General features: G+C 51.7%; 17 protein-coding genes. 4 read left to right on the top strand and 13 right to left on the bottom strand.

Annotation, left to right across the window (positions count from 1 at the left end):
* Positions 1-145 precede the first annotated feature (145 nt).
* Positions 146-520 (top strand): PilZ domain-containing protein, encoded by a 375-nt coding sequence (locus tag ACRRUX_RS01550; protein WP_432526471.1) that lies wholly within the window; start codon positions 146-148, stop codon positions 518-520.
* Positions 521-545: 25 nt separating this feature from the next.
* Here ACRRUX_RS01550 and radA read toward each other — a convergent pair whose 3' ends face one another.
* A complete protein-coding gene (radA, locus tag ACRRUX_RS01555; RefSeq protein WP_432526473.1) occupies positions 546-1,922 on the bottom strand; it encodes a DNA repair protein RadA in 1,377 nt (458 codons plus the stop codon).
* A 106-nt stretch (positions 1,923-2,028) separates the two neighbouring features.
* On the opposite strand from radA, the gene ACRRUX_RS01560 reads away from it, so the two are divergent.
* Complete coding sequence (locus ACRRUX_RS01560) at positions 2,029-4,437, top strand: PilZ domain-containing protein (RefSeq protein ID WP_432526475.1); 2,409 nt, start codon at positions 2,029-2,031, stop codon at positions 4,435-4,437.
* On the opposite strand, the gene ACRRUX_RS01565 is transcribed toward ACRRUX_RS01560, so the two are convergent.
* Together ACRRUX_RS01565 and serB are read right to left on the bottom strand one after the other, a co-directional pair.
* On the bottom strand, positions 4,434-5,354 hold the full coding sequence (locus ACRRUX_RS01565; RefSeq protein ID WP_432526477.1) for an alpha/beta fold hydrolase: 921 nt from the start codon (positions 5,352-5,354) through the stop codon (positions 4,434-4,436). The genes ACRRUX_RS01560 and ACRRUX_RS01565 overlap by 4 nt on opposite strands.
* An 84-nt stretch (positions 5,355-5,438) precedes the next feature.
* Positions 5,439-6,392: a phosphoserine phosphatase SerB gene (serB, locus tag ACRRUX_RS01570; protein ID WP_432526479.1), complete on the bottom strand. Its 954-nt coding sequence runs from the start codon at positions 6,390-6,392 to the stop codon at positions 5,439-5,441.
* 41 nt (positions 6,393-6,433) lie between these two features.
* On the opposite strand from serB, the gene ACRRUX_RS01575 reads away from it, so the two are divergent.
* Entirely contained in the window at positions 6,434-7,246 is an 813-nt protein-coding gene (locus tag ACRRUX_RS01575; RefSeq protein ID WP_432526481.1) for a YtjB family periplasmic protein, read from the top strand.
* Positions 7,247-7,661: 415 nt separating this feature from the next.
* Here the strand turns inward: ACRRUX_RS01575 and ACRRUX_RS01580 are convergent, their stop codons facing one another.
* The 10 genes from ACRRUX_RS01580 to prfC all read right to left on the bottom strand — a co-directional run bounded on the left by ACRRUX_RS01580 (position 7,662) and on the right by prfC (position 20,426).
* The gene (locus tag ACRRUX_RS01580) at positions 7,662-10,412 is read right to left on the bottom strand and encodes a TonB-dependent receptor plug domain-containing protein (protein ID WP_432526483.1); all 2,751 of its coding nucleotides are present in this window, start codon (positions 10,410-10,412) and stop codon (positions 7,662-7,664) included.
* Between the two features lie 252 nt (positions 10,413-10,664).
* The gene (deoD, locus tag ACRRUX_RS01585; protein WP_432526485.1) at positions 10,665-11,375 is read right to left on the bottom strand and encodes a purine-nucleoside phosphorylase; all 711 of its coding nucleotides are present in this window, start codon (positions 11,373-11,375) and stop codon (positions 10,665-10,667) included.
* Positions 11,376-11,435: 60 nt separating this feature from the next.
* Positions 11,436-12,650, bottom strand: a complete 1,215-nt coding sequence (locus ACRRUX_RS01590; RefSeq protein WP_432526487.1) for a phosphopentomutase — start codon at positions 12,648-12,650, stop codon at positions 11,436-11,438.
* Positions 12,651-12,661: 11 nt separating this feature from the next.
* Positions 12,662-13,993 carry a thymidine phosphorylase gene (gene deoA, locus ACRRUX_RS01595; RefSeq protein ID WP_432526489.1) on the bottom strand — a complete coding sequence of 444 codons (1,332 nt, stop codon included), beginning with the start codon at positions 13,991-13,993 and terminating at the stop codon, positions 12,662-12,664.
* 84 nt (positions 13,994-14,077) lie between these two features.
* On the bottom strand, positions 14,078-14,851 hold the full coding sequence (gene deoC / locus ACRRUX_RS01600; protein ID WP_432526491.1) for a deoxyribose-phosphate aldolase: 774 nt from the start codon (positions 14,849-14,851) through the stop codon (positions 14,078-14,080).
* 373 nt (positions 14,852-15,224) lie between these two features.
* Positions 15,225-16,040, bottom strand: coding sequence for an outer membrane protein OmpK (locus tag ACRRUX_RS01605; protein WP_432526493.1), 816 nt, complete (start codon positions 16,038-16,040; stop codon positions 15,225-15,227).
* 287 nt (positions 16,041-16,327) lie between these two features.
* The gene (locus ACRRUX_RS01610; protein ID WP_432526495.1) at positions 16,328-17,626 is read right to left on the bottom strand and encodes a NupC/NupG family nucleoside CNT transporter; all 1,299 of its coding nucleotides are present in this window, start codon (positions 17,624-17,626) and stop codon (positions 16,328-16,330) included.
* A gap of 176 nt (positions 17,627-17,802) precedes the next feature.
* Entirely contained in the window at positions 17,803-18,564 is a 762-nt protein-coding gene (locus ACRRUX_RS01615) for a TatD family hydrolase (protein WP_432526497.1), read from the bottom strand.
* Complete coding sequence (locus tag ACRRUX_RS01620; protein ID WP_432526499.1) at positions 18,554-18,757, bottom strand: hypothetical protein; 204 nt, start codon at positions 18,755-18,757, stop codon at positions 18,554-18,556. The genes ACRRUX_RS01615 and ACRRUX_RS01620 overlap by 11 nt, the downstream gene beginning before the upstream one ends.
* Before the next feature lie 82 nt (positions 18,758-18,839).
* Positions 18,840-20,426 (bottom strand): peptide chain release factor 3, encoded by a 1,587-nt coding sequence (gene prfC / locus ACRRUX_RS01625; protein ID WP_432526501.1) that lies wholly within the window; start codon positions 20,424-20,426, stop codon positions 18,840-18,842.
* A 400-nt stretch (positions 20,427-20,826) separates the two neighbouring features.
* Between prfC and ACRRUX_RS01630 the strand changes: the two genes are divergently transcribed.
* Positions 20,827-21,909 carry a hypothetical protein gene (locus tag ACRRUX_RS01630; RefSeq protein ID WP_432526503.1) on the top strand — a complete coding sequence of 361 codons (1,083 nt, stop codon included), beginning with the start codon at positions 20,827-20,829 and terminating at the stop codon, positions 21,907-21,909.
* Positions 21,910-22,044: the final 135 nt, after the last annotated feature.

The raw sequence follows: 22,044 nt of genomic DNA on the forward strand, positions 1-22,044 counted from the left end.
AACTGACGGAGTGCTGCACCAGCAGGCAATACCGTCACATACTGCTGATGGCGGGCGATTGCGGGTGGTTTTCTGTTGCACCCTGAAAAAGCTGAGATATGCTTATACAACAATAATGACACATCCACTTCAGGAGACGTTTTCCATGACTGACAGGCGTTTATATTCACGGATTTTGTTTCAGGCACCGGCCGAACTGAAGCAACATAATGGTGCTTGGTCTACCCGAATTCTGGACTTGAGTCTTAATGGCGCCCTGCTGGAACGACCTGATGGCTTTCAGCCTTCCGAAGAGCCGTCATTCCTGAGCTTTTGTTTACCCGACTCACAGATCGAGATAGATATTGAAATGCAGCTCAAGCATCTTGATGACGACACCATGGGGTTTCGCTGTCTGCATATTGATGTAGTCAGTATCAGTCATTTACGTCAAATGCTGACACTGAACAAAGGTGATGCATCGCTGCTGGAACGGGAGCTTGAACACTTCGTCGCCGAGCGTGCAGGTTCCCGCTACTGAGACGCCTCACACGCTCAGTGATACGTCAATCGATATTGCTTAACGCATCCAGGGCTTCGGACAGTTTACTGACACCAAGCACCTGCATACCCGGTGGCATTTTTTTGGGCACATTGGCAACAGGAACGATAGCTCGGGTGAAACCGTGCTTGGCAGCCTCCAGCAGACGTTCCTGACCATTGGGCACAGGACGGATTTCACCGCTCAGCCCCACTTCACCAAAGACCACCATATCCTGAGGCAATACCCGGTTACGGAAGCTGGAAACCATGGCCAGCAACAGTGTCAAATCGGCGCTGGTTTCAGTCACTTTGACGCCACCGACAACGTTGACAAACACGTCCTGATCGGACATTTGCAGGCCGCCGTGACGGTGCATCACCGCCAGTAACATTGCCATCCTATTACCATCCATACCAACGGCTATACGTCTTGGGTTGGCCAGTGCCGAGCTGTCTACCAAAGCCTGCAGCTCTACCAGCATCGGTCGGGTACCTTCCCAGATCACCATAACCAAAGAGCCGGAGGCCGCCTCACTGCCCCGGGACAGAAAAATTGCAGATGGATTGGCCACTTCCCGTAACCCTCTTTCGGTCATGGCAAACACCCCCAATTCGTTGATGGCGCCGAATCGGTTTTTATGTGCTCGCAGCGTACGGTAGCGGCTGTCACTGTCGCCTTCAAACATCACAGAGCAATCGATACAGTGCTCCAATACCTTGGGCCCCGCCAAACTGCCATCCTTAGTCACGTGACCGACCATAATCACCGCGATGCCATGTTGCTTGGCAAACCGGGTCAGAAATGACGCCGACTCTCTTACCTGTGATACGCTGCCTGGCGACGACTGAACATCCGCCATATGCATCACCTGAATAGAGTCAATCACCATCACCCGGGGTTTCTCTTTCAATGCAACATCACACAGCTGCTCTACACTGGTTTCAGACAGCATCCGCAATTTACCGGTAGGCAATCCCAGACGATGTGCCCGCATAGCCACCTGCTGCAATGACTCTTCGCCGGTGACGTAGAGAGCCGGCATGGTTTCAGCCAGCTGACACAGGGTCTGTAACAATAACGTACTCTTGCCGGCTCCCGGATGCCCGCCAATCAAAATGGCACTGCCCGGGACAATCCCGCCCCCCAGCACCCGGTCAAACTCTTTGAACGAACTGCCAAGTCTGGGCAATTCATTCAAATCAATTTGATCCAGGGTTTTCACGTCGCTGCCGCTGGTGCCGGCATAACCACTGAATTGATTGCCTCGGGTTGCCGCTACGCTGCCCAGCCTGACCTCTGTGATAGTGTTCCATTGCTTGCAGGCACTGCACTGCCCCTGCCAGCGGGGAAAGTCCTGACCACACTCATTGCACACATATGCAGTTTTATTTTTCGCCATGATTTAAATAAATTTTCGTATAAACTTTAATAAAGTAACCGGTCTCGCTGCCGACATTAACAGGTGAAAACCGGCATTCAAACTAAAACCAAAAAAAGACCAGAACATGAGTATCGAGCTGCAAGCCCTACTGATAGATCAACTCAAACCGTTACTGAAAGAGGAACACTTTCAGGAAGTTTTTGAGCACCTCACCGCAGACGAAACCACCTCCACCCGTTTTCTGATAAAGATGGAACTGAACCGTATTTCAGCGCCCTGTAGCCGTACTATCGATCTGCGCGATCGCAGCGACCTGCCCTGTGATGCCGTGCAACACGACAAACTGGTGCACTTTCTCGATGAACCGGCCAAAGCCGTATTTGAATCTAATCTTGCCCTGTATCAGGGAGAGTATACCGTAGGCGTTTACGAAGAGGTCATTGAGAGTTTTCGTACCCGAAGGGCGCAGCAGAATGAACTGCGGGCTCAGGGACAACCGGTAGTGCGTGAGGAAGGTAATCCGCTGATCGCCCCCGGAGTATTGCTGGGCAATCATTACAACCGCAACGAAGTGCGTCTGAATATGGCCATCAAGATATCGGCCAGTCAACATAATGGTCCTGCGCTGCTGGGCAACACTCTGGATTTATCTGTCAACGGTGCCAGAGTCCGACTGTCTCCCGCCACTCGCATTGATACCAACCGCCCAATCCATATTAAGCTGCAGTATATCGATGAAGAACACCTGTTTGATGAACTCGCCAGAGGGATGGATTACGAGGTGCTGAGTGCAGAAGAGCCTGTCGACGATCAGGTTGTACTGCGACTCAAGCGCATCGACAACAGCGCCAGCTTAACCGAGCTGCTGGAAAGCTTTATCGCCAGTTACAAGCAAAAATACAAACTGGATGTAAACGACGTAGTGCAATCCGCGATCTCGTTGGGACTGGAGCGTCAATATCTGCCCAGAATGCCTCACCTGCCATTGTTTATCAGTAACAAGCATAATGAACCTCTGATTGGACACATGTTGCTCAGCCAGGACAATCATTCTCTGGTTAACTATTTCTTCGATGAAAATGACAAAAGCCAGCTGACGTCAATGCTCACGCCAACCCGTCTGCGGCGGATCATTACCGAGCCGAAAAACAGCAGCCACCGTCTGATATTTTGCTTTACCCACACAGTCAAAGGCAGTATTCACTTTTACTCCGCCACGCTGGCCGAACTCAAAGCCAAGAAACTGGTCCCATTGTTTCTGGGGTTTGGCTCCCGCAAAAATGGCTGGAAGGTGTTTCGTGTGGGTTGCCACAGAATTGATCACAGTAAGCCCTACCGCGCCATCTCCATGCCGTCTGATGAAGATCGCTATTCTGATATCACCGAACACAAGCTGTCGCGCTTTAGCCACATACTGCAGTTGATTGACTGCACGTCGGCCAACGCCTCGACGCAATACCAACAATGGTTCAATAATCAGGATGTTAACCAGCTAAAGATATTCGCCCAGCACAAGGTAAGAAGCCATCAGGCGCAACTGGTCTCCCTGCAATTCAATGAACGCCGTGCCGAGGCCCGATTTGCTTTTAAAACGCTGGTCACTCTGACGCAGGGGGGCAAGTCCGCCCACGCCATCACCCAGAATATCTCCGGCAAAGGGATGCAATTGACGCTGGAACATCCGGTCGAGTTTAACGAAAAGGAAGTGGTTTCAATCGCCTTCCCCAAACTGCAACCGCTGGCAGGTAAGGTCAATCTGTCTGAATTGCCCTACCGGATAGTGCGCACCCGCAAAAACGGAGTCACGATTCATTTAGCCGCCGTCATCGGCCATGAGATCCATGTGGGAGTGGAGTTCATTCGCCGTCTCATAAAACACAATGCTGACAAACTCGAGCATCTCACCGAGAGCAATGGAGAAATTAAAGAGCTGGCCGACGGCATGAAGAATTTGTTGATGAGCAAACTGCCATCAGTGCCTTTGTTCATCGAAAAAACAACCAAGTCTGCCAAAGTCTGTGCACTGGGTATCGGCCCTGAGTCCAACGAACTGACCGATATGTTCGCCGCAGGCAGTGGCAATCATTTGGAGTTTGATCTGACACCTTTGCTGGCCGAGGAGCGTTTCAAAAAGTGGATCATGACGCCAATCAGGGATGCAAAACCAACGGACAAACCCGCGGTGGTGGAAGTTTTCGTTGAGATGGCGCGTCAGTCCAGGGGGCAAATTGAGCTGTATTGCTACGAGGCCGAAGAAGTCGGCGACAGGGACGGACAACTGGCGTTTATTCAGCGCTGTCAGCGTAACGGCCAGTTCCGGGCCTTGCGTCTGTATATCGGCGCGACGACCAAGCCTGATATGTTCTACATCCGTCGGGAGATGGATTACATCACGGTGCAGGCGCCGCACAAAGCCAAAATGGTGGAGCACATGATGTGGCACCTCATAGGTGTCGGTGAACTGCTCGATGTCACCCAGGAAGTGTTGATGCGCTTCCCTGAGCTGCATCAGACGCCATCATCTGCGGACTAACGCAGTCCGCAAACATTGTGTGACAGATACCAGTCCAGCACCTCTGGAAAATGATCCGACTCTGCATCCATATGAGTCAGCATACCGGCGTGGTCATAGTCGTGCCGGTATCCGGATGCGCGGGCCAGCAACGTATACCGGGCACCGGCAATACCACACTCAGCAATGGTTCGCTGCACATCCGCCGGGTTCCCCAGCACAGTGTCGTTACGGCCGGCAATAAACCAGCACGCAGGCCAGTTAAGTTCAACCGCCTCCGCCTGATAGTCAAAAGCATCCTCATCATCGCGCCAGTCACCCCGCACCCATTCAATGCTTTGCTGCAGCGATGCCCGGCTTTCATTGTCCATTCCCATACGCCATTTATCCGCCGCAAAATAACCGTCTCGCCGGGCGAGTGCCGGCGCAATACGATTCCACACCAGGTCAACCATCAGCCATTTTTTCAGTGAGCGGGTACGAATGGCCCTTTTGGTGCCAAAAGTCAGAATCGACGCCACACTCCGGCGCAGCTCAGGACAGCGAACAAAGCTGCTGAGCATCAGTACGCCTCCCCATGAGTGCGCGCACCAGTGAATCTGCTTTTGCTGATGACGCTCAAGAATATAGGCCTGCACCAGTGGCAGTTGCTCAACGATGACTTCACTCTGCCCAAGCTCAAACCCGGGCCCAAGCCTGGGCGTGCTGAGCCCCCGACCGGCCGTATCCAGGACATATACATTAAAACCGGCTCGCGCGAGGAAACAGGCCAGCCCTTTACCTGACTGGCTGTAAAACACCCGGCCGTTGGACATGGCACCATGCAGCATCAATACCGGGGGGTAGGTATCACAGGGATTGGCAGGCGAAACCCGCCTGAGGTGCAGTTGCCCCTGACGATATGGCAGAAACAGCGACTCCTGAACGATTGCGGACATAAGGATAAATGTTAATAAACAGTGAATACACCCTACCCTGCGTATCGTTCAATCTCAAGAGTCTTTACTCTAAATAAACCGGACTCAGAGCGACAACAGGAATGGCAGCACCCGCAAATCCAGCTGCTCAATGGCAGCATCAGCAGCCTGTTTGAGTTTGGGCTTGGCGTGAAAGGCGATACCAAAGTCCGCTCTCTGAATCATAGGGATATCATTGGCACCATCGCCGATAGCAAGCCGTTGCCCCTGAGGTATGTCGTACTGGTTTGCCAGTGTCATCAACACGTCGGCTTTAAAGGCGGCATCCACCACCCGCCCATCGACTTCACCCACCAATAAACCATCGCGCACCACCAAATGATTGGCGAAGGCAGCGCTCAATCCGAGTTGTTGCCTGAGATGATTCACAAAAGGGGTGAATCCACCCGATGCCAGTGCAATCTGCCAGCCATAAGACTGCAATTCGGCCACCATCTGCTCCAGTCCCGGCATCAGCGGCAACTGATGACAAAGTTTATCTATGATGCTGGCCTCTGCCCCGGCCAATGCAGCAACACGCTGCCTCAGACTCTGCTCAAAATCCAGCTCCCCCTGCATTGCCCGCTCGGTAATGGCGGCCACCTCATCACCACGCCCGGCCATCGCGGCCAGCTCGTCAATGCACTCAATCTCAATGGCTGTTGAGTCCATATCCATCAACAGCAGACCGGGGCGGGATAATGAAGCCAGCGGGGAAGTCAGTTCAAACCATTCCAGCTTCTGAATTGCCGGAGCGACGATGGCTTGCTCACTGCCAAGTTCAACACCGGTCAGTGTATTCTGGCGAACCAGCGGACACAGACTGACAGTATTCGCAAGTCCGGCAAGCCAATCCAGAACCTCTCCCCGCCCTTCGTGAGACTCCCATACCAAACGATAGCGATAACAAAAACCAGAACCCTGCGACTCAGCATGAACAGGACAATGAGTCCGTTGGTTCAGGTGATGAAACCACTGGGGAAAGAGACTGTCGGCAGTAAAGCGAGCTTGGCTGTCCATGTTAAATTAAGGCTCCGGTACAGAAGGGGGCGTGTGATTAATTGATTCAAGACGCCCAAAGAATCATTTATCATGGCTCAATACAAGCAAATTCTATTCATGGAACGCCAGTGTTTTTTCTTCGTGGCCTCAAAAAAAGTCATAAGTTTTTCCGCCTGCTGCAGCTCGCCATTGCTGTGGCCTTAATTATTGCGCTGGTGCAACTGTGGAAAACATCCCTGGTTCAGGGGCAGGAATTACTGGAATCTCAGACTGAAAAAATGGCTCGTCTGATGGTGCAACAAACTGCCTACAGCGCAGCGCCGGCTTTGCAACTGCAAAATGACGAACAACTGCAATGGCTGACCGAGGCACTGGTGGAAGACCCGAAGGTCATGGCAGCCACCATTTTTAGCGCGGAAGGTCAACGTTTATCATTTGCTCAGAGCCTGTCGGAGCAGGAACTAGAGCCGGGCTCAGAAGAGTTGACCGAGTTACTCGCTCCTTACCCTCCCTATGTGGAAGCCGTATATCAGGGCGACACCAATCTGGGGTACGTTGAGGTCTATCTGGCGCCGCAACTCTTCTTTAATGAAATTAAAACCGCCCATCAGATGAACATGGAGCAGCAACAGCTGATGCTGCTGATCGCCGGTTTAATCGGCTTTCTGCTGTGCCGTACATTTTCTTATAAACGTGCTGACTTCGACCGTCGTAAAGCCAGAGCCAATCGAATAAAGCAAAGCGCTCAGACTGAAAGTGCTCGCTCTGATGCCGATATTTCAGATACAGAAAGTTCAGATACAAAAAGTTCAGATACGGATATTGCAGATACGGATAGTGCAGATAAGCCTCACCGCCAGTCAACTGATTAGCAAAATCAAGATATTGGAACATCAAACCTGACTGAATACCGGCGTCGCCAGCGACTGGTCATATCGTCAATCCAATAACGATTTATTCCTGATAGCCAATCGCCTCTGCTGAGATAACTGCTTCAGCGACAAGTTGGACAGTCACTCGCTTGATACAACGCAAGTTACCGTCATCGAGGTAGTGGACCGTATCCAGATTGACCTTACGCGCAATTCCCCGCCCCCATGTCCTGTACTCGTTGCCCGTTCCCAGTGCTCTGAACAGTCACAACACCTGACATTACTGACCGTTTCAACGTTTTCGACCGTTATACCAATCCGCACAGAAAAAAAATCGGAAACCCTACAGGTTTCCGATTTATCACGTTCACTGATTTCGGGAGCAGTTGAAAATCCAACTGCTGCCATCCGTAAATTAGAACGTCAGGTCATACTGGATGTACATGAAGCGACCAATGTTGCTGTATACCCCCTGATCATAGAACGGCCAGTCTTCCGGAGCGGAGAACGATGGCTGGCGATCCAGCAGATTACGTACACCAACGGTCAGTTTGTTATGGTTGTCGATATTGTAGATACCGGTCAGGTCAAACTGTACATAACTGGCAACGTGCTGAGGGCGGCCTGGGTTAACCAAATCTCCGTTGGCATCAACTTCTGAGCCAGCATCATAATAACCGATCAGCTGGCATGACTTATTACCTGTGTTACGGGTACGGTACTCATCATACCCCTGCAACCAGCGGGCATTCAGAGTAGCGGTGAAATCATCCAGCTCATAAGAGACATCACCATTCACACGCCACTTCTGCATGGCATCATCCGCTGCCCAGTCACACAAAGGCTGAACCTTGGAAGACTGAGTCTCGAAGGACAGATATTGCTCTGCGCGCAGGTTGGCAGAAATGCCACCAAAGGAGAAATCTCCACTGTACTGCAGGTCATAAGTCAAACCCGTGGCGCTCTGCTCAGTCAGGTTTTGCAGGTTGGTCCGCACATAACCGGTTCTCAGACTGTCATCCAGACGGCCCTGAGAGTTACGCACAACCAAATCTGTCAGTTCACCTTTGGCTTCTGCATCCAGAATCTCCTGAATACCCAGAGAATCAATGATGTTATCGACGCTCAAAGACCAATAATCAACAGAAACCGACAGGTCTTCAGTGATCTGATAAACCGCACCCACATTGTAAGAGGTAGAAGTTTCAGACTCGAGCTCTGGGTTACCACCGCTCTTGCTGTTCAGTTCAAGGATCTTACAGTCTACGTTGTTTTTATCGTTACCCGCTGCGTTACACAACTTGGTGTCAATGGCGCGGGATACACCGGAAGACTCAGCCAGGTACAGGGCGTCCAGTCCAGGCGCCTTGAAGCCGGTACCATAGCTGGCACGCAGCAGCAATTCTTCAATCGGTGAATAAGACATATTGGCCGAATAAGTCGTCTTGGCGTCGTCACTCAGTCCCCAGTCAGCCTTATCGTGGCGGGCAGCCAGACCAATTTCCATGTTTTCCATCACTGGCAGAGACAATTCGATGAAACCTGCCATGTTCTTGAAATCGCCGCCACCGTTGGAACCGGCACCACCAATTACCTGACCATCGATAGACGCCGGGTCAGAACGATCCAGGTACTCTTCATAACGATAGTCCAGACCAGCTGCCAGACCGATCTCACCACCCCACAACTCAAGAGGAGTCAAACCGGACACCACCAGAGAAGAAAACTTCATGCTGTATTCGCTGGTACGATGGATAGAAGCCTGCAGATCGTTACAAATTTCAGACAGTTCAGCAGAGTTACAATCGTTGATGACGAAAGGATTCAGCTTGCCGTTGGCAAACGCGTCCGTCACGCCGTCAATCAACAACTGGCCACCGGCACCAATCTGACGGTTGGTCAGACGGGAGAAGCCCAAGTCGTAGTCCACCAGCCAGTTGCCATCGATGTCATAGTTGAAGCCCACGATGGACTCGAAGGTTTCGTTGGTGTTGTCTTTCTGGCGGTTCGGGAAGTCCAGGTAACGACGACCGACATAAACCTCTGCTTGACCGGCTTCAATCTCATCAATGATTTGCTGAGCCTTGATAGGGTCATCCTTATAGCGGTCGTTACGCAGGAAATCGTAAAGATAAGGACTATTGGTCACTTCTACTGCACCGGGAGAAGGAGCATTGGAGGTTTTGGTATAAGCACGGGTATAACGGAACTGACCATCAAACTTCAACTGTTCACTGAAGTTGTAGTTCAATGCGGTAAAGATAGACTGTCGGTCAGAAGCCGGCTGCAGCTGGTACAAAGGAGCAAAGTCGTAAGCACAACGGCCGTTGGACAGCTTGTCACCTTCAGGACAGTTTGACCATGGCGCATTACCTTCTCCGGCAGATACAGTACCTTTGTCACCATAGATAGCGGTAAAGCCAGGAATACCCCAGGTGGAACGGCCATCACCACCTTCCTTACCAGGAATGTATGCAGAACTGCCCAGTTCACGATCAACAGCCATAATGGGTTTACGCTCGAAATACTCAGCGGCAAACAGGATGTTGGCTTTGTCATTGGAAGCACCGGCAACCAGCGAGAAGTTATACTCGTCGGCATCCATGTGCTCAGGCGCTACGCCATAACGCGCAGAAAAGTCCAAACCATCAAAATCTGTCTTGGTAATGATGTTGATAACACCAGCTACCGCGTCAGAACCGTAAATTGCAGAAGCGCCATCAGGCAGCACTTCAATACGGGCAACCGCAGCGATGGGCAGCTGGTTAACGTCGGTAAATACGCCACCGGCAGAGTTCTTTGGAATACGACGGCCATTCAGCAGGATCAGGGTGTAATCAGATGAAAAACCACGCAGACCAACAGAAGAAGCACCGGCCGCCTGAGACAATGTTGATGACTCATTAAAGCCGCCGGAAGAAGCTTCTGAGCGCAGGAACTCAGAGACTGTAGCGAAACCGGTTTTGTCGATATCTTCAGCGGTGAACACTGTTACCGGGGTCGCAGTTTCCATGTCTTTACGCTGTATACGGGAACCCGTTACTTCAATACGTTCAACTTTGGCACCAGCGGCTTCTTCGGCAATCGCAGGCGCCATACCGACTACACCAGTACCCACTATCAGAGCTAAACTGATTGATTGACTCAACTTTGTTTTATTAATCATACTTCCTCGCAGGTTACATATTGCAACATGTTGATTGTTATAATTTTGCGAGACAACTATTTAACAATTGCAATAACAAAGTCAACACCAAGGTATCACTTAAATCTGTTGATTACGTACAACAATCCACACAACACCCCGAAAAACCTTGATACGCCTAGCTCACAGAAGAATGTTAAAAATAAGTAAAATATTTCAAAATGATACAAAAAAGCCCCGCACAGGCGGGGCCTTTTACAAACCCATTAACAATTACAGGGTAATTGCAGCATCCAGAGTCATTTCAATCATCTCGTTGAAGGTGCTCTGACGCTCGTCAGAAGAGGTCGCTTCACCGGTACGGATGTGGTCAGATACAGTGACCACACACAGCGCACGGGCACCGTATTCGTGGGCAACACCGTACAGACCGGCGGCTTCCATTTCCACGCCCAGTACGCCCATCTTTTCCATGGTATCGAACATGCTTGGATTAGGGGTATAGAACAGATCTGCAGAGAATACGTTACCTACACGTACCTGAGTACCGCGAGCCTTGGCAGCATCGACCACGGCCGACAGCAGTTCATAGCTGGCGATTGCGGCAAAGTCCTGGTTCTGGAAACGGATACGGTTTACCTGAGAATCGGTACAGGCCCCCATACCAATAATCACATCACGTACTTTAACGTCAGTGCTGATCGCGCCGCAGGTACCCACGCGGATCAGGTTTTTGACACCATAGTGCTTAATCAGCTCAGTCGCATAGATAGAGCAGGAAGGAATCCCCATGCCTGAGCCCATGACGGAAATGCGCTTACCCTTGTAGGTACCGGTGAAGCCCAGCATGTTGCGCACGTCAGTCACCTGCTCAACATTTTCCAGGAAAGTTTCTGCAATGTATTTGGCACGCAGTGGGTCGCCTGGGAACAGAACGGTATCTGCAAATGCGCCCTCTTTGGCGTTGATATGTGGTGTAGCCATCTAATTAACCCCTGTATTGGTTGTCATTATGGCCGGCGTTATCACACCGGCGTTTTGTATTCAGTTAATAAAAGATTCGCCGTATTCCATCGGCTCCAGCTTGAAATAGCTGGCAATGGACTGGCCGATATCGGCAAAGCTGTGTCGCTTGCCCAGAGAGCCAGCACTCAGACCCGCCCCCAGTGCCAGCACAGGCACATGTTCACGGGTATGGTCACTGCCCGGCCAGGTTGGGTCGCAACCATGGTCAGCGGTCAGGATCAGTAGATCTTCATCATCCAGCAGCGCCAGCAGTTCAGGTAGGCGGGCATCGAAATACTCCAGCGCACGGGCATAACCGGCGACATCACGGCGATGGCCGTAATGGGAATCGAAGTCTACAAAATTGGTAAACACTATGGTGTTGTCACCGGCTTGCTTAATCTGCTCCAGGGTCGCATCGAACAGCTCTTCCAGGCCTGATGCCTTCACCTTTTTGGTGATCCCACAGTGGGCGTAAATATCGGAAATTTTGCCCACAGACACCACTTCACCGCCGGCAGCTTTCAGCTTGTCCAGTACGGTTTTTGATGGCGGCTCAACCGCGTAGTCACGACGGTTACCGGTACGGGCGAAATCGCTGGCACAGGTGCCGACAAACGGACGGGCGATCACCCGGCCAATGTTGTAAGGCTCCAGCTCTTCACGGGCTATTTCACACAGACGGTACAGATTTTCCAGACCGAAGCTCTCTTCGTGGCAGGCAATCTGAAATACCGAATCGGCAGAGGTATAGAAAATCGGCTTGCCGGAAGTCATGTGCTCTTCACCCAGATCTTCCAGAATGGCGGTACCGGATGCATGACAATTGCCGAGGTAATCACTCAGGCCAGCACGTTCAAGGATTTTATCCGTCAGTTCTTTCGGAAAAGAGTTCTGCTTATCAGAGAAATAGCCCCAGTCAAACAGCACGGGTACGCCGGCCATTTCCCAGTGACCACTCGGGGTATCTTTACCTGAGCTCAGCTCTGCCGCATAACCGTAAGCGCCAATCACCTCAGTTTCAGCAAAACCTGCAGGCAGCTCACCAGTGCTCTCTTTGGCAGCCATAGCCAAACCCAGTTTGCTCAGATTTGGCAGTTTCAGCGGACCTTCACGACCGTCATTGGCTTTACCCTCAGCGCACATGCGGGCGATGGCACCAAAAGTGTCAGCACCTACATCACCAAACTGGGCAGCGTCTGCCGAAGCACCGATACCGAAAGAGTCCAGCATCAGAATAATGGTACGTTTCATCAATCTTCCTCTTACAGATCCGCAGCGCGGATCTTGCGATAGACCTGTGGATGTTGCTCTGGTGCAATATCAGCCACAGTAATTGCTTGCTTCACCGCATTGGCTGCGGCAGCAAAGTCATCTTCAGACTGGGCATGCACCACTGCCAAAGGCCGGTGCATATCAATACTGTCACCCAGAGCGCAGACATCAGACAGACCCACACTGTAATCCAGCAAATCGCCCGGTTTACGGCGACCGCCGCCCAGTGTGACGACAGCCAGTCCCAGTCCCCGGGTATCCATGCTATGCGCATAACCAGACACATCGGCATACACAGGGCGGACGATTTTAGCGGTGGGCAGATACTTGTCAAAGGATTCCACAAAATCTGCAGGACCACCCAGACCGGCAATCATACGGCCAAAACGTTCTGCCGCCGCGCCATTATCCAGCACACGATTAAGGTTTCTGCAGGCTTCAGCCTCGTTGGCAGCCAGGCCACTCAGCACCAGCATCTCGCTGCACAGTGCCATGGTCACTTCATACAAACGGGGATTGCGGTAGGCGCCGGTCAGGAAATTCACCGCTTCGCGCACTTCCAGCGCATTACCGGCGCTGGATGCCAGCACCTGATTCATGTCGGTCAGCAAGGCGGTGGTTTTGGTGCCGGCACCATTGGCAACCGCAGTGATACTGCGCGCCAACTCTTCAGACGCTTCATATGTTGGCATGAACGCGCCACTGCCGACTTTGACGTCCATCGCCAGTGCATCCAGCCCTGCGGCCAGCTTTTTGGACAGAATGGATGCAGTGATCAGCGAGATGGATTCAACGGTGGCAGTATTGTCACGGATGGCATAGAAGCGTTTGTCGGCAGGCACCAGATCGCCGGTTTGACCTATAATGGCCACCCCAACCTCTTTGACCACTTTACGGAACGTCTCGCTGTCGGGCTCGGTTTGATAGCCGGGAATGGCATCAAATTTATCCAGGGTGCCGCCTGTATGTCCGAGGCCACGCCCTGAGATCATCGGCACATAGCCACCACAGGCCGCCACCATAGGGCCAAGCATCAAACTGGTCACGTCACCCACACCGCCGGTGCTGTGCTTGTCGACCACTGGACCGCTGAGATCCAGCGCATCCCAGTTAAGCACAGTGCCTGAATCCCGCATGGAGGTAGTCAGGGCGATGCGCTCATCCATATTCATGTCATTGAAAAATACCGCCATGCCCAGAGCGGCAATCTGCCCCTCAGAGACACTCTGATCGGTAATACCTTTTACAAAAAACTCAATCTCCTGACGACTCAGCGCCTCACCGTTGCGTTTTTTGCGAATGATTTCCTGTGCCAAAAACATCAAAAGCCTCCGGAAAAATCTGCAACCGGCATCCACCGGTTATTCCTTTGGTATCGGGCCCCTGCGGGGCCCCAATTAGCGCTATCAGTAGCCCTGAGTCTGGGCTGGTGCGTCAGTCAGTTCCAGTGTGTGCAGCAAACTGGCCAGCAGGCTGGATGCCCCAAAACGGTATGTGCGCGAAGAGATCCAATCTGCGCCCAGAATACGCTCGGCAACGCCCAAGAACTCGGCAGCAGCCGCTGCGTCACGCACACCACCGGCTGGCTTGAAGCCAACACCAGTGTTCTTTTCCTTGATCACAGTCAGCATGATCTCGGCCGCTTCCAGCGTGGCGTTAACCGGTACTTTACCGGTAGAAGTCTTGATGAAGTCAGCACCGGCATCGATAGAGATTTCAGAGGCGCGCCGGATAAGCGCAGGGTCTTTCAGCTCACCGGACTCGATGATCACCTTCAGCAGCACATCCTCACCACACTCTTCTTTACAGGCCTTAACCAGCTCAAAACCCACCGTCTCATTGCCTTCCATCAGTGCACGATAGGGGAATACCACATCCACTTCGTCGGCGCCGTAGGCCACAGCTGCACGGGTTTCCAAAACGGCGATAGCGATATCATCATTGCCGTGAGGGAAGTTGGTCACAGTGGCGATTTTGATGTCTTCAGCACCCAGTTCCATCAGGGTCTTGCGGGCAATCGGGATAAAACGTGGGTAGATACAGATAGCGGCAGTGTGACCAGCTGGCGTCAATGCCTTGTGGCACAGGTCGATAACCTTCTGATCGGTATCGTCATCATTCAGAGTCGTCAGATCCATCAGTGCAATGGCCTGCTTGGCTGCCTTTTTTAAATCGCTCATAGTTGCTCTCCAAAGCATTAAATCAAATGAGTAACAATCGGAATTGGCAACAGCTGAAAGTGGCTGGGATGGAGTTCGTATTGTGACCGAGCCTTCAATTGCTGCCAGATGTTTTTTACACCTAACTTAAGTATTCAAATTTGATAGCGAGTATCACGACTTGAATCCTTGAAGACCGGAAGGAGGGAACAGAAAGCTATAGCAAGCGTTCCTGCCATTCCGCGAAAAGTCCGTTTTAGCGCGAGGGAAAATCATAAACCTTACTTAAACAAGCTCAATCAATATAAACCATGCTTAACTAAAGATTAAGGGTTGCAGGTCACATTCCCATCCTGCAAAGAAGCCGCCCGCAGGCGGCTTCCAGTACCACTTCTTAGAACTTGTAAGAAGCAGAGAAGTAGTGGCTGATACCGGTAGACTCGAAACCGTCTGAGTCAGGGATCAGGTATACATCGTTATAGGCTTTCAGGCCGTAACCCAGAGCAAACTGCTCAGAGTGCCAGAACAGACCGAAGAACGCAGCACCACCGTTAGAGGTCTGGGCATTACCTTCAAAGTGCTTGTCTGCACCGAACTGCCAGTCAACATAACCCTGGAAAGAGACAAAAGAACCGTTATCAAAGTTGTGCAGAGGCTTGAACCAGTTGGCAGAGAACTGGTAACCATTCCAGTCTTTGGCATTCAGATCATACAGAGCATACAGGTTCATACCTGTGGTACCCAGCCAAGGCACTTCCACGTCTGCACCGATACCCCAGAAAGAGTTGTTAACATCTACGGCGTTACCGCCCCAGTTGAACAAGGTAGAGAAGTAAACTTCTTTAACAGGGCCGAAAGACAGATCTTTACCGGTCAGCGCATCCAGAGAAACACGTGGTGCCAGCTTCATGAACATCTTTGCTGCATCACCGTTTTTATCGCTGGACTTACGCTCGGTAGGGTTGAACACGTCAACATAACCGTACAGGCTGAACATACCGCTACGACCGCCGAATTCCATTTCCAGGTAATCGTGACCGGTAGGTGCGTCAGGAGAGCGTGGCAGCTCTTCCAGAGCATACATGTAGTTGAACTGCATCCAGGAGAAATCGTTCTTATGGATATCGTCAGAGTAGTCTGCAGCGCTTACTGCACCGGTCATACCGGCGGTCAAGGCAGTGGTCAGAGCCAGAGTTTTTACAGCTTTCATCATCAACCCCATTTTGTGTAGGTGTTCTGCTTATTTAGCAGTGTGTTATTTTGCGTCCGCATTTTACTCATTTAGACGTAAATCGCAAACACTAAATTCGCACATGTGAACAAACGGTTAATTCATATATCACTGAAGTTGCACATATGCATTTTGCGCACACACGAGCGGTAACTCTTTGGCTACTTTATTGTGCTGGTGTCTGCGCAGATTGTGGGAGCGCATCTGGCTCCACGATTGGATTAGGTTGGAAAAGCCGGGCATATCGCCCGGCTTATCGTCATTGATTATAGTGCGAGGAACAGACCCGCAATGGTGGCGCTCATCAGGTTTGCCAGTGAGCCGGCGATAACAGCACGGATACCCAGCTTGGCTAAATCGTGACGACGGTTTGGTGCCATGGCACCCAGACCACCCAGCAAAATAGCAATAGATGACAGGTTGGCAAAACCACACAGTGCGAAAGAGATAATCGCCTGAGTACGGGCGCTCATCGCAGCTCCGGTACCTTCCACACATAAAGGCAGAGAACCTTTCACCACGTCAGCAGCAACTGAAGTACATGCCTGAGCCGCATCGTTAATGTATGGCGCGAAGTTCAGGTAAGCCACAAACTCGTTCACGACGATCTTCTGACCAATGAAAGAACCGGCAACCATGGCTTCATTCCAGGGCACACCAATCAGGAATGCCAGCGGCATAAACACATAACCCAGGATCAGCTCCAGGCTCAGACCTGGCATACCAAACCAGCCACCAACGCCGCCCAGAATACCGTTCAGCATGGCGATCAGACCGACGAAGGCCAGCAGCATAGCGCCTACGTTCAACGCCAGGTGCATACCGGAAGAAGCACCGGCTGCAGCCGCGTCCAGTACGTTGGCAGGCTTGTCACCATCTTCTGGCAGATCTTTCATTTCATTGATGGTGTGCTCTGTCTGAGGGTGCATCAGCTTGGCCATCAGCAGACCACCGGGTGCCGCCATAAAGGAAGCCGCAACCAGATATTCAATAGGTACACCCATCTGTGCGTAACCGGCCAGTACAGAACCGGCGATAGACGCCAGACCGCCCACCATAATGGCAAACAGCTCAGATTGGGTCATGGTTGGAATGAAAGGACGAACCACCAGCGGCGCTTCAGTCTGACCAACGAAAATGTTGGCGGTTGCGGACATGGACTCAGTACGTGAAGTACCCAGAGCAGCCTGCAGGGCACCACCGATAATACGGATAATCCACTGCATCACACCCAGATAGTAGAGTACAGCGATCAGCGAGGAGAAAAATACGATAACCGGCAGTACGTTTACGGCAAAAATAAAGCCCAATTTAAATTGAGCCAAATCACCAAACAGGAAGTTAATACCATTCTGGGCATAACCGATAACCGAGGATACTGCATCGGAAACGGACTTCAGAATGTCTTTACCGACGGGAACATACAGAACAAATCCACCAAAGGCTGCCTGAATCGCGAGCGCACCACCCACGGTACGCACACTGACTGCCTTACGGTTGTTGGACAGTGCATAACCAATGGCGAGCAACACGGCAATGCCGACCAAGCTCATAAGAATATTCATTTACCATCACCCTTCTGTTAACATTTATTGTTTATGTTGTTAACCAACCTATTTCCGAGCTGGATTATATCCAATAAGGCGGGGGAAATCGCGCTTTTCAGGTGAATTTTGAAGTTAAATTTCAAAAGTTTACCCAAATGCGCCCGGATTAAATTCGGCTGTTTCAACAAATTCAGCTAGACGTCAAATAGTTGGGTCACGTTTCTGAATAATTGTTCTTTTAACTGAACAACGTCAACCTGCCTCAGTCTGGCGATTTCTTCAACAACCTGCAACATTATAAGGGGGGTATTGCGGGATATTCCTTTAGGCGCCATGGCCGGAGAGTCAGTTTCCGGCAAGAGTGACGCTATTTCCATATTGGCAACACAATGACGTAACTTCTTCATATTGGTGTTAAGGACCGCGGCACCAATACCAATCAAAAATCCCAGTCCGGCAAATTGCCTGGCAGTTTCCAGACTGCCGCCAAAGCCATGTATCACGCCCCGGCATCCGGGATATTGCGCCAGCAACTCCAGCAGCGGCCGCTGCGCTTTCACGCAGTGCAGGATCAGTGGCAAATCGTATTGAATCGCCAGTTCAATATGTCCGCGTAAACTCGCCAGCTGAACATCCAATGTCGGGCCTTTCAGGCTATCCAGCCCGGTTTCACCTATGGCAACCAACCGCGGATCGTCCTTTTGCTCACTGAGCATTTCAGCTAACTGCTGCAGATGATGCGCGCAATGCTCAGGCGTCACCCACCAGGGATGAACACCCAATGCATAATGACAACCAGTTTGACGCGCCACTTCACGCACCCGCGGCCAGCAGGCTGGGTCGGCAGCCGGAATAATCGCGCCGCCAATGCCAGCCTGACGCATCTGCGCCAGCAATGGCTGACGGTCAGTATCAAACTCGGGGAAGTCCAGATGGGCGTGAGTATCAATCAGCATGTTCTGGCTTATTGGTTGGCTTTTCTGCAGGCAAGTCTGCCGAGGTTGCAGCAGGCAATGGGCGACATTCAGTTCGGCGTTCAAGCTGCGGGTCCGACAGACTTGGGGCACAGCAGCGGCGGGATTCCGGCGTCAATCCCATACGATCACACCAGTCACAATAACCTGTCCAGATCCGTTTTATCCAGTTCATCTCCCTCTCCTGCTGGATGTCGTTTGCAGCAGAATAACAAAAGGCAGCCGAAGCTGCCTTTGAAATCCCAAGCCGCGAGCAATTAATGTTCGCGGGTCTTGGCAAACTCGATGTCAGGATAACGCTCGGCTGACAGGTTCAGGTTCACCATGGTCGGGGCGATATAAGTCAGATTGTCACCGCCATCCAGCGCCAGGTTGGTGGAGCACTTGCGACGGAACTCTTCCAGCTTGCGCTCATCCTTGCAGTACACCCAGCGCGCGGTTGCCACGTTCACCGCTTCATAAATCGCTTCCACGTTGTACTCAGACTTGAGACGGGCCACGACCACTTCAAACTGCAGCACACCCACGGCGCCAACGATCAGATCATTGGTATCCAGCGGACGGAATACCTGCACCGCGCCCTCTTCTGACAGCTGAACCAGACCTTTAAGCAGCTGCTTCTGCTTCAATGGGTCTTTAAGACGGATACGACGGAACATTTCCGGCGCAAAGTTAGGAATACCGGTAAATTTCAGATCGTCGCCCTGGGTAAAAGTGTCACCAATCTGAATGGTGCCATGGTTGTGCAGACCGATAATGTCACCGGCATAGGCTTCCTGAGCACGCTCACGATCACCGGCCATAAAGGTCACAGCATCCGAGATGCTGACGGTTTTGCCGATACGTACATGCTTCATCTTCATGCCCTGGGTGTATTTACCCGACACAATGCGCATAAAAGCAATACGGTCGCGGTGCTTGGGATCCATGTTTGCCTGGATCTTGAATACAAAGCCAGAGAACTTCTCATCCTGAGCTTCAACTGTACGCTCACTGGTTTCTCGTGGCATAGGTGCCGGTGCCCACTGAGTCAGGCCATCGAGCATATGGTCTACACCAAAGTTGCCCAGTGCAGTACCAAAGAATACAGGCGTAAGCTCACCGGCAAGGAACATCTCCAGATCGAACTCGTTGGAGGCGCCCACCACCAGCTCCATCTCTTCACGCAGGGTGTCGGCCAGGTCACTGCCCACGGCCTCATCCAGCTCAGGGTTATCCAGCCCTTTGATGATACGCACTTCCTGAATGGTATGACCGTGACCGGTTTGATACAGAATGGTCTCATCACGGTGGATGTGGTACACGCCTTTGAAAGACTTGCCACAGCCGATAGGCCAGCTGATAGGCGCGCACATGATGTTGAGCTCAGTTTCAACCTCGTCCAGCAACTCCATGGGGTCGCGGATATCACGGTCGAGTTTGTTCATGAAAGTCACAATCGGCGTATCACGCAGACGGGTCACTTCCATCAGCTTGCGGGTACGGTCTTCCACACCTTTGGCGGCATCAATCACCATCAGACAGGAGTCAACCGCGGTGAGTGTACGATAAGTATCTTCCGAGAAGTCTTCGTGACCCGGGGTATCCAGCAGATTCACCAGACAATCATTGTAAGGAAACTGCATCACAGAGGTGGTCACCGAGATACCACGTTCTTTTTCCATCTCCATCCAGTCTGATTTGGCATGCTGATTGGAGCCACGGCCTTTTACCGTGCCCGCGGTCTGGATCTGGCGACCGTGCAGCAACACCTTCTCGGTGATGGTGGTCTTACCGGCGTCCGGGTGCGAAATAATGGCGAAGGTACGGCGTTTGCCGACTTCCTGCTGCAAAGAATTGGACATCTGTGACTATCTTCTGGTTGACCGGCCAACGCAGGTGGCCAGTGGAGTGAATCAAAAATTGGCGGGTATTTTCTCCGATCCGGCCGCAATAGACAATCGGTGACGACAAAAGTATCGGTCAATAGGCCTGATCTGGAGATATCCAAGCAGTTACCAGCGGGAGTTTTCTGGCAACGCGATAATGACTGAGTGGCCGTTGGGAACCCGGCAAGCAATTGAAGCATGGCATTGATACAGTTCTGCCACTTTAGATTTATTGTAATATAAATGTTACATATGATAGAAATTAGAGTCCTTCATTTTTTGTGGCCGTTGAAGGAGCAACAAGGTTTCGAAAGCAAAGATGTAGTTGGAGCCCCCGTCTTCACAATGAAGACCGTACAAATACGAGGAACTCTACATGAAATATATACTTGCCACCCTGCTCATCTGCTCGGCGTTCGCCGGACAAATGGCCCAGGCCAAAGACAGGATCACCGGCTTTGTGCTGCGCGGTGACACCAGCGGTGCTGTGGGTCAGCGCAATCACTTCGACAATCCCAACGGTGCCAACTGGGGCACCTCAGTTGATGGGATTGTTGTTCAGGTTGAATGGGCACACCTGCAAACCACCAAAGACGGTGAAATCACCTCAAACAACGTGATCGACCAGGCAATTACAGCAGTTACCCAGTGGAACGATGCACATCCCAACAACAAGCTGGGAATTAAACTGCGGGTGTTTGCCGGGATTTACTCCCCCGCCTGGGTCGGGAAGGAAACCGGCCAATTCTATGCCCAGTACAAAAATGGTAAAGAAGGTTACCTGCCGTTTTTCTGGAAATCCAAGCTGTTCCGCCCACTGTGGAATACATTCCAAACCAAACTGGCGGCCAAATATGATGGCAATCCGCTGATCCGCGAGGTAGCAGTGTCCGGCTGTATGACCCACAACGCCGAAACCATGTGGCGTAATCCCAATGACAACAACCGGGATGATGGCCGCAAAAATATCGACATCATGAGGGACAACGGCCTGACTCTGGCCAAGGATGAAAACTGTCTGGAGTGGGAAATCCGCATTGCCGCCAATAAGTGGAAAAACACCCATATCGGCATGGCTTACAACATGTGGAAAGACTATGAAAACGGTTGGGCGCTGAAGCCTGAGTTCGTCAACAGTCTGATGGATTACTGTCTGGCACAGGCGCCCGGCCGCTGCGTGCTGGGAAATAACTCACTGGGACTGGCCGACATTGGCGATGAAACCAGCCGCAATGACGTCACTTACTATCTGCGGCAAAAAGGCGGAGCAGGAAATCCGATTTACATTCAAACCGAAACCGTCGCCGATGATATTCATGTAGCCATCAATCATGGCGCCGACCGTTTGCACGCTGCCATGGCAGAGCTGCCCAAACTCAGCGCCATGGCGAAGGTCAGCCCCACCTACCTGCAAGGCACCAATATGCAGGATGCCAGACAAAACCTTAAAGGTAACTGATAAGCAGTAATTGCTCTGGTTGTTAACCAGTGGCACAGGCTTGAGACTGTGCCGGCCTGTCAATCAATAAAGCTCCCAATCGGGAGCTTTATTTTTCATAACCGCCAGCATCAACGCGTTAATTTAACTGCGAAT

The sequence above is a fragment of the Shewanella sp. GXUN23E genome, assembly GCF_050865035.1.
GTDB lineage: Bacteria > Pseudomonadota > Gammaproteobacteria > Enterobacterales > Shewanellaceae > Shewanella.

Coding starts and splice junctions, on each gene's coding strand:
- ACRRUX_RS01550 (WP_432526471.1), top strand. CDS start 146: ATGACTGACAGGCGTTTATATTCACGGATTTTGTTTCAGGCACCGGCC.
- ACRRUX_RS01605 (WP_432526493.1), bottom strand. CDS start 16,040: ATGAAAGCTGTAAAAACTCTGGCTCTGACCACTGCCTTGACCGCCGGT.
- prfC (WP_432526501.1), bottom strand. CDS start 20,426: ATGTCCAATTCTTTGCAGCAGGAAGTCGGCAAACGCCGTACCTTCGCC.
- deoA (WP_432526489.1), bottom strand. CDS start 13,993: ATGTTTTTGGCACAGGAAATCATTCGCAAAAAACGCAACGGTGAGGCG.
- ACRRUX_RS01620 (WP_432526499.1), bottom strand. CDS start 18,757: ATGAACTGGATAAAACGGATCTGGACAGGTTATTGTGACTGGTGTGAT.
- ACRRUX_RS01610 (WP_432526495.1), bottom strand. CDS start 17,626: ATGAATATTCTTATGAGCTTGGTCGGCATTGCCGTGTTGCTCGCCATT.
- ACRRUX_RS01615 (WP_432526497.1), bottom strand. CDS start 18,564: ATGCTGATTGATACTCACGCCCATCTGGACTTCCCCGAGTTTGATACT.
- ACRRUX_RS01630 (WP_432526503.1), top strand. CDS start 20,827: ATGAAATATATACTTGCCACCCTGCTCATCTGCTCGGCGTTCGCCGGA.
- ACRRUX_RS01565 (WP_432526477.1), bottom strand. CDS start 5,354: ATGTCCGCAATCGTTCAGGAGTCGCTGTTTCTGCCATATCGTCAGGGG.
- ACRRUX_RS01560 (WP_432526475.1), top strand. CDS start 2,029: ATGAGTATCGAGCTGCAAGCCCTACTGATAGATCAACTCAAACCGTTA.
- ACRRUX_RS01590 (WP_432526487.1), bottom strand. CDS start 12,650: ATGAAACGTACCATTATTCTGATGCTGGACTCTTTCGGTATCGGTGCT.
- ACRRUX_RS01580 (WP_432526483.1), bottom strand. CDS start 10,412: ATGATTAATAAAACAAAGTTGAGTCAATCAATCAGTTTAGCTCTGATA.
- deoD (WP_432526485.1), bottom strand. CDS start 11,375: ATGGCTACACCACATATCAACGCCAAAGAGGGCGCATTTGCAGATACC.
- radA (WP_432526473.1), bottom strand. CDS start 1,922: ATGGCGAAAAATAAAACTGCATATGTGTGCAATGAGTGTGGTCAGGAC.
- deoC (WP_432526491.1), bottom strand. CDS start 14,851: ATGAGCGATTTAAAAAAGGCAGCCAAGCAGGCCATTGCACTGATGGAT.
- serB (WP_432526479.1), bottom strand. CDS start 6,392: ATGGACAGCCAAGCTCGCTTTACTGCCGACAGTCTCTTTCCCCAGTGG.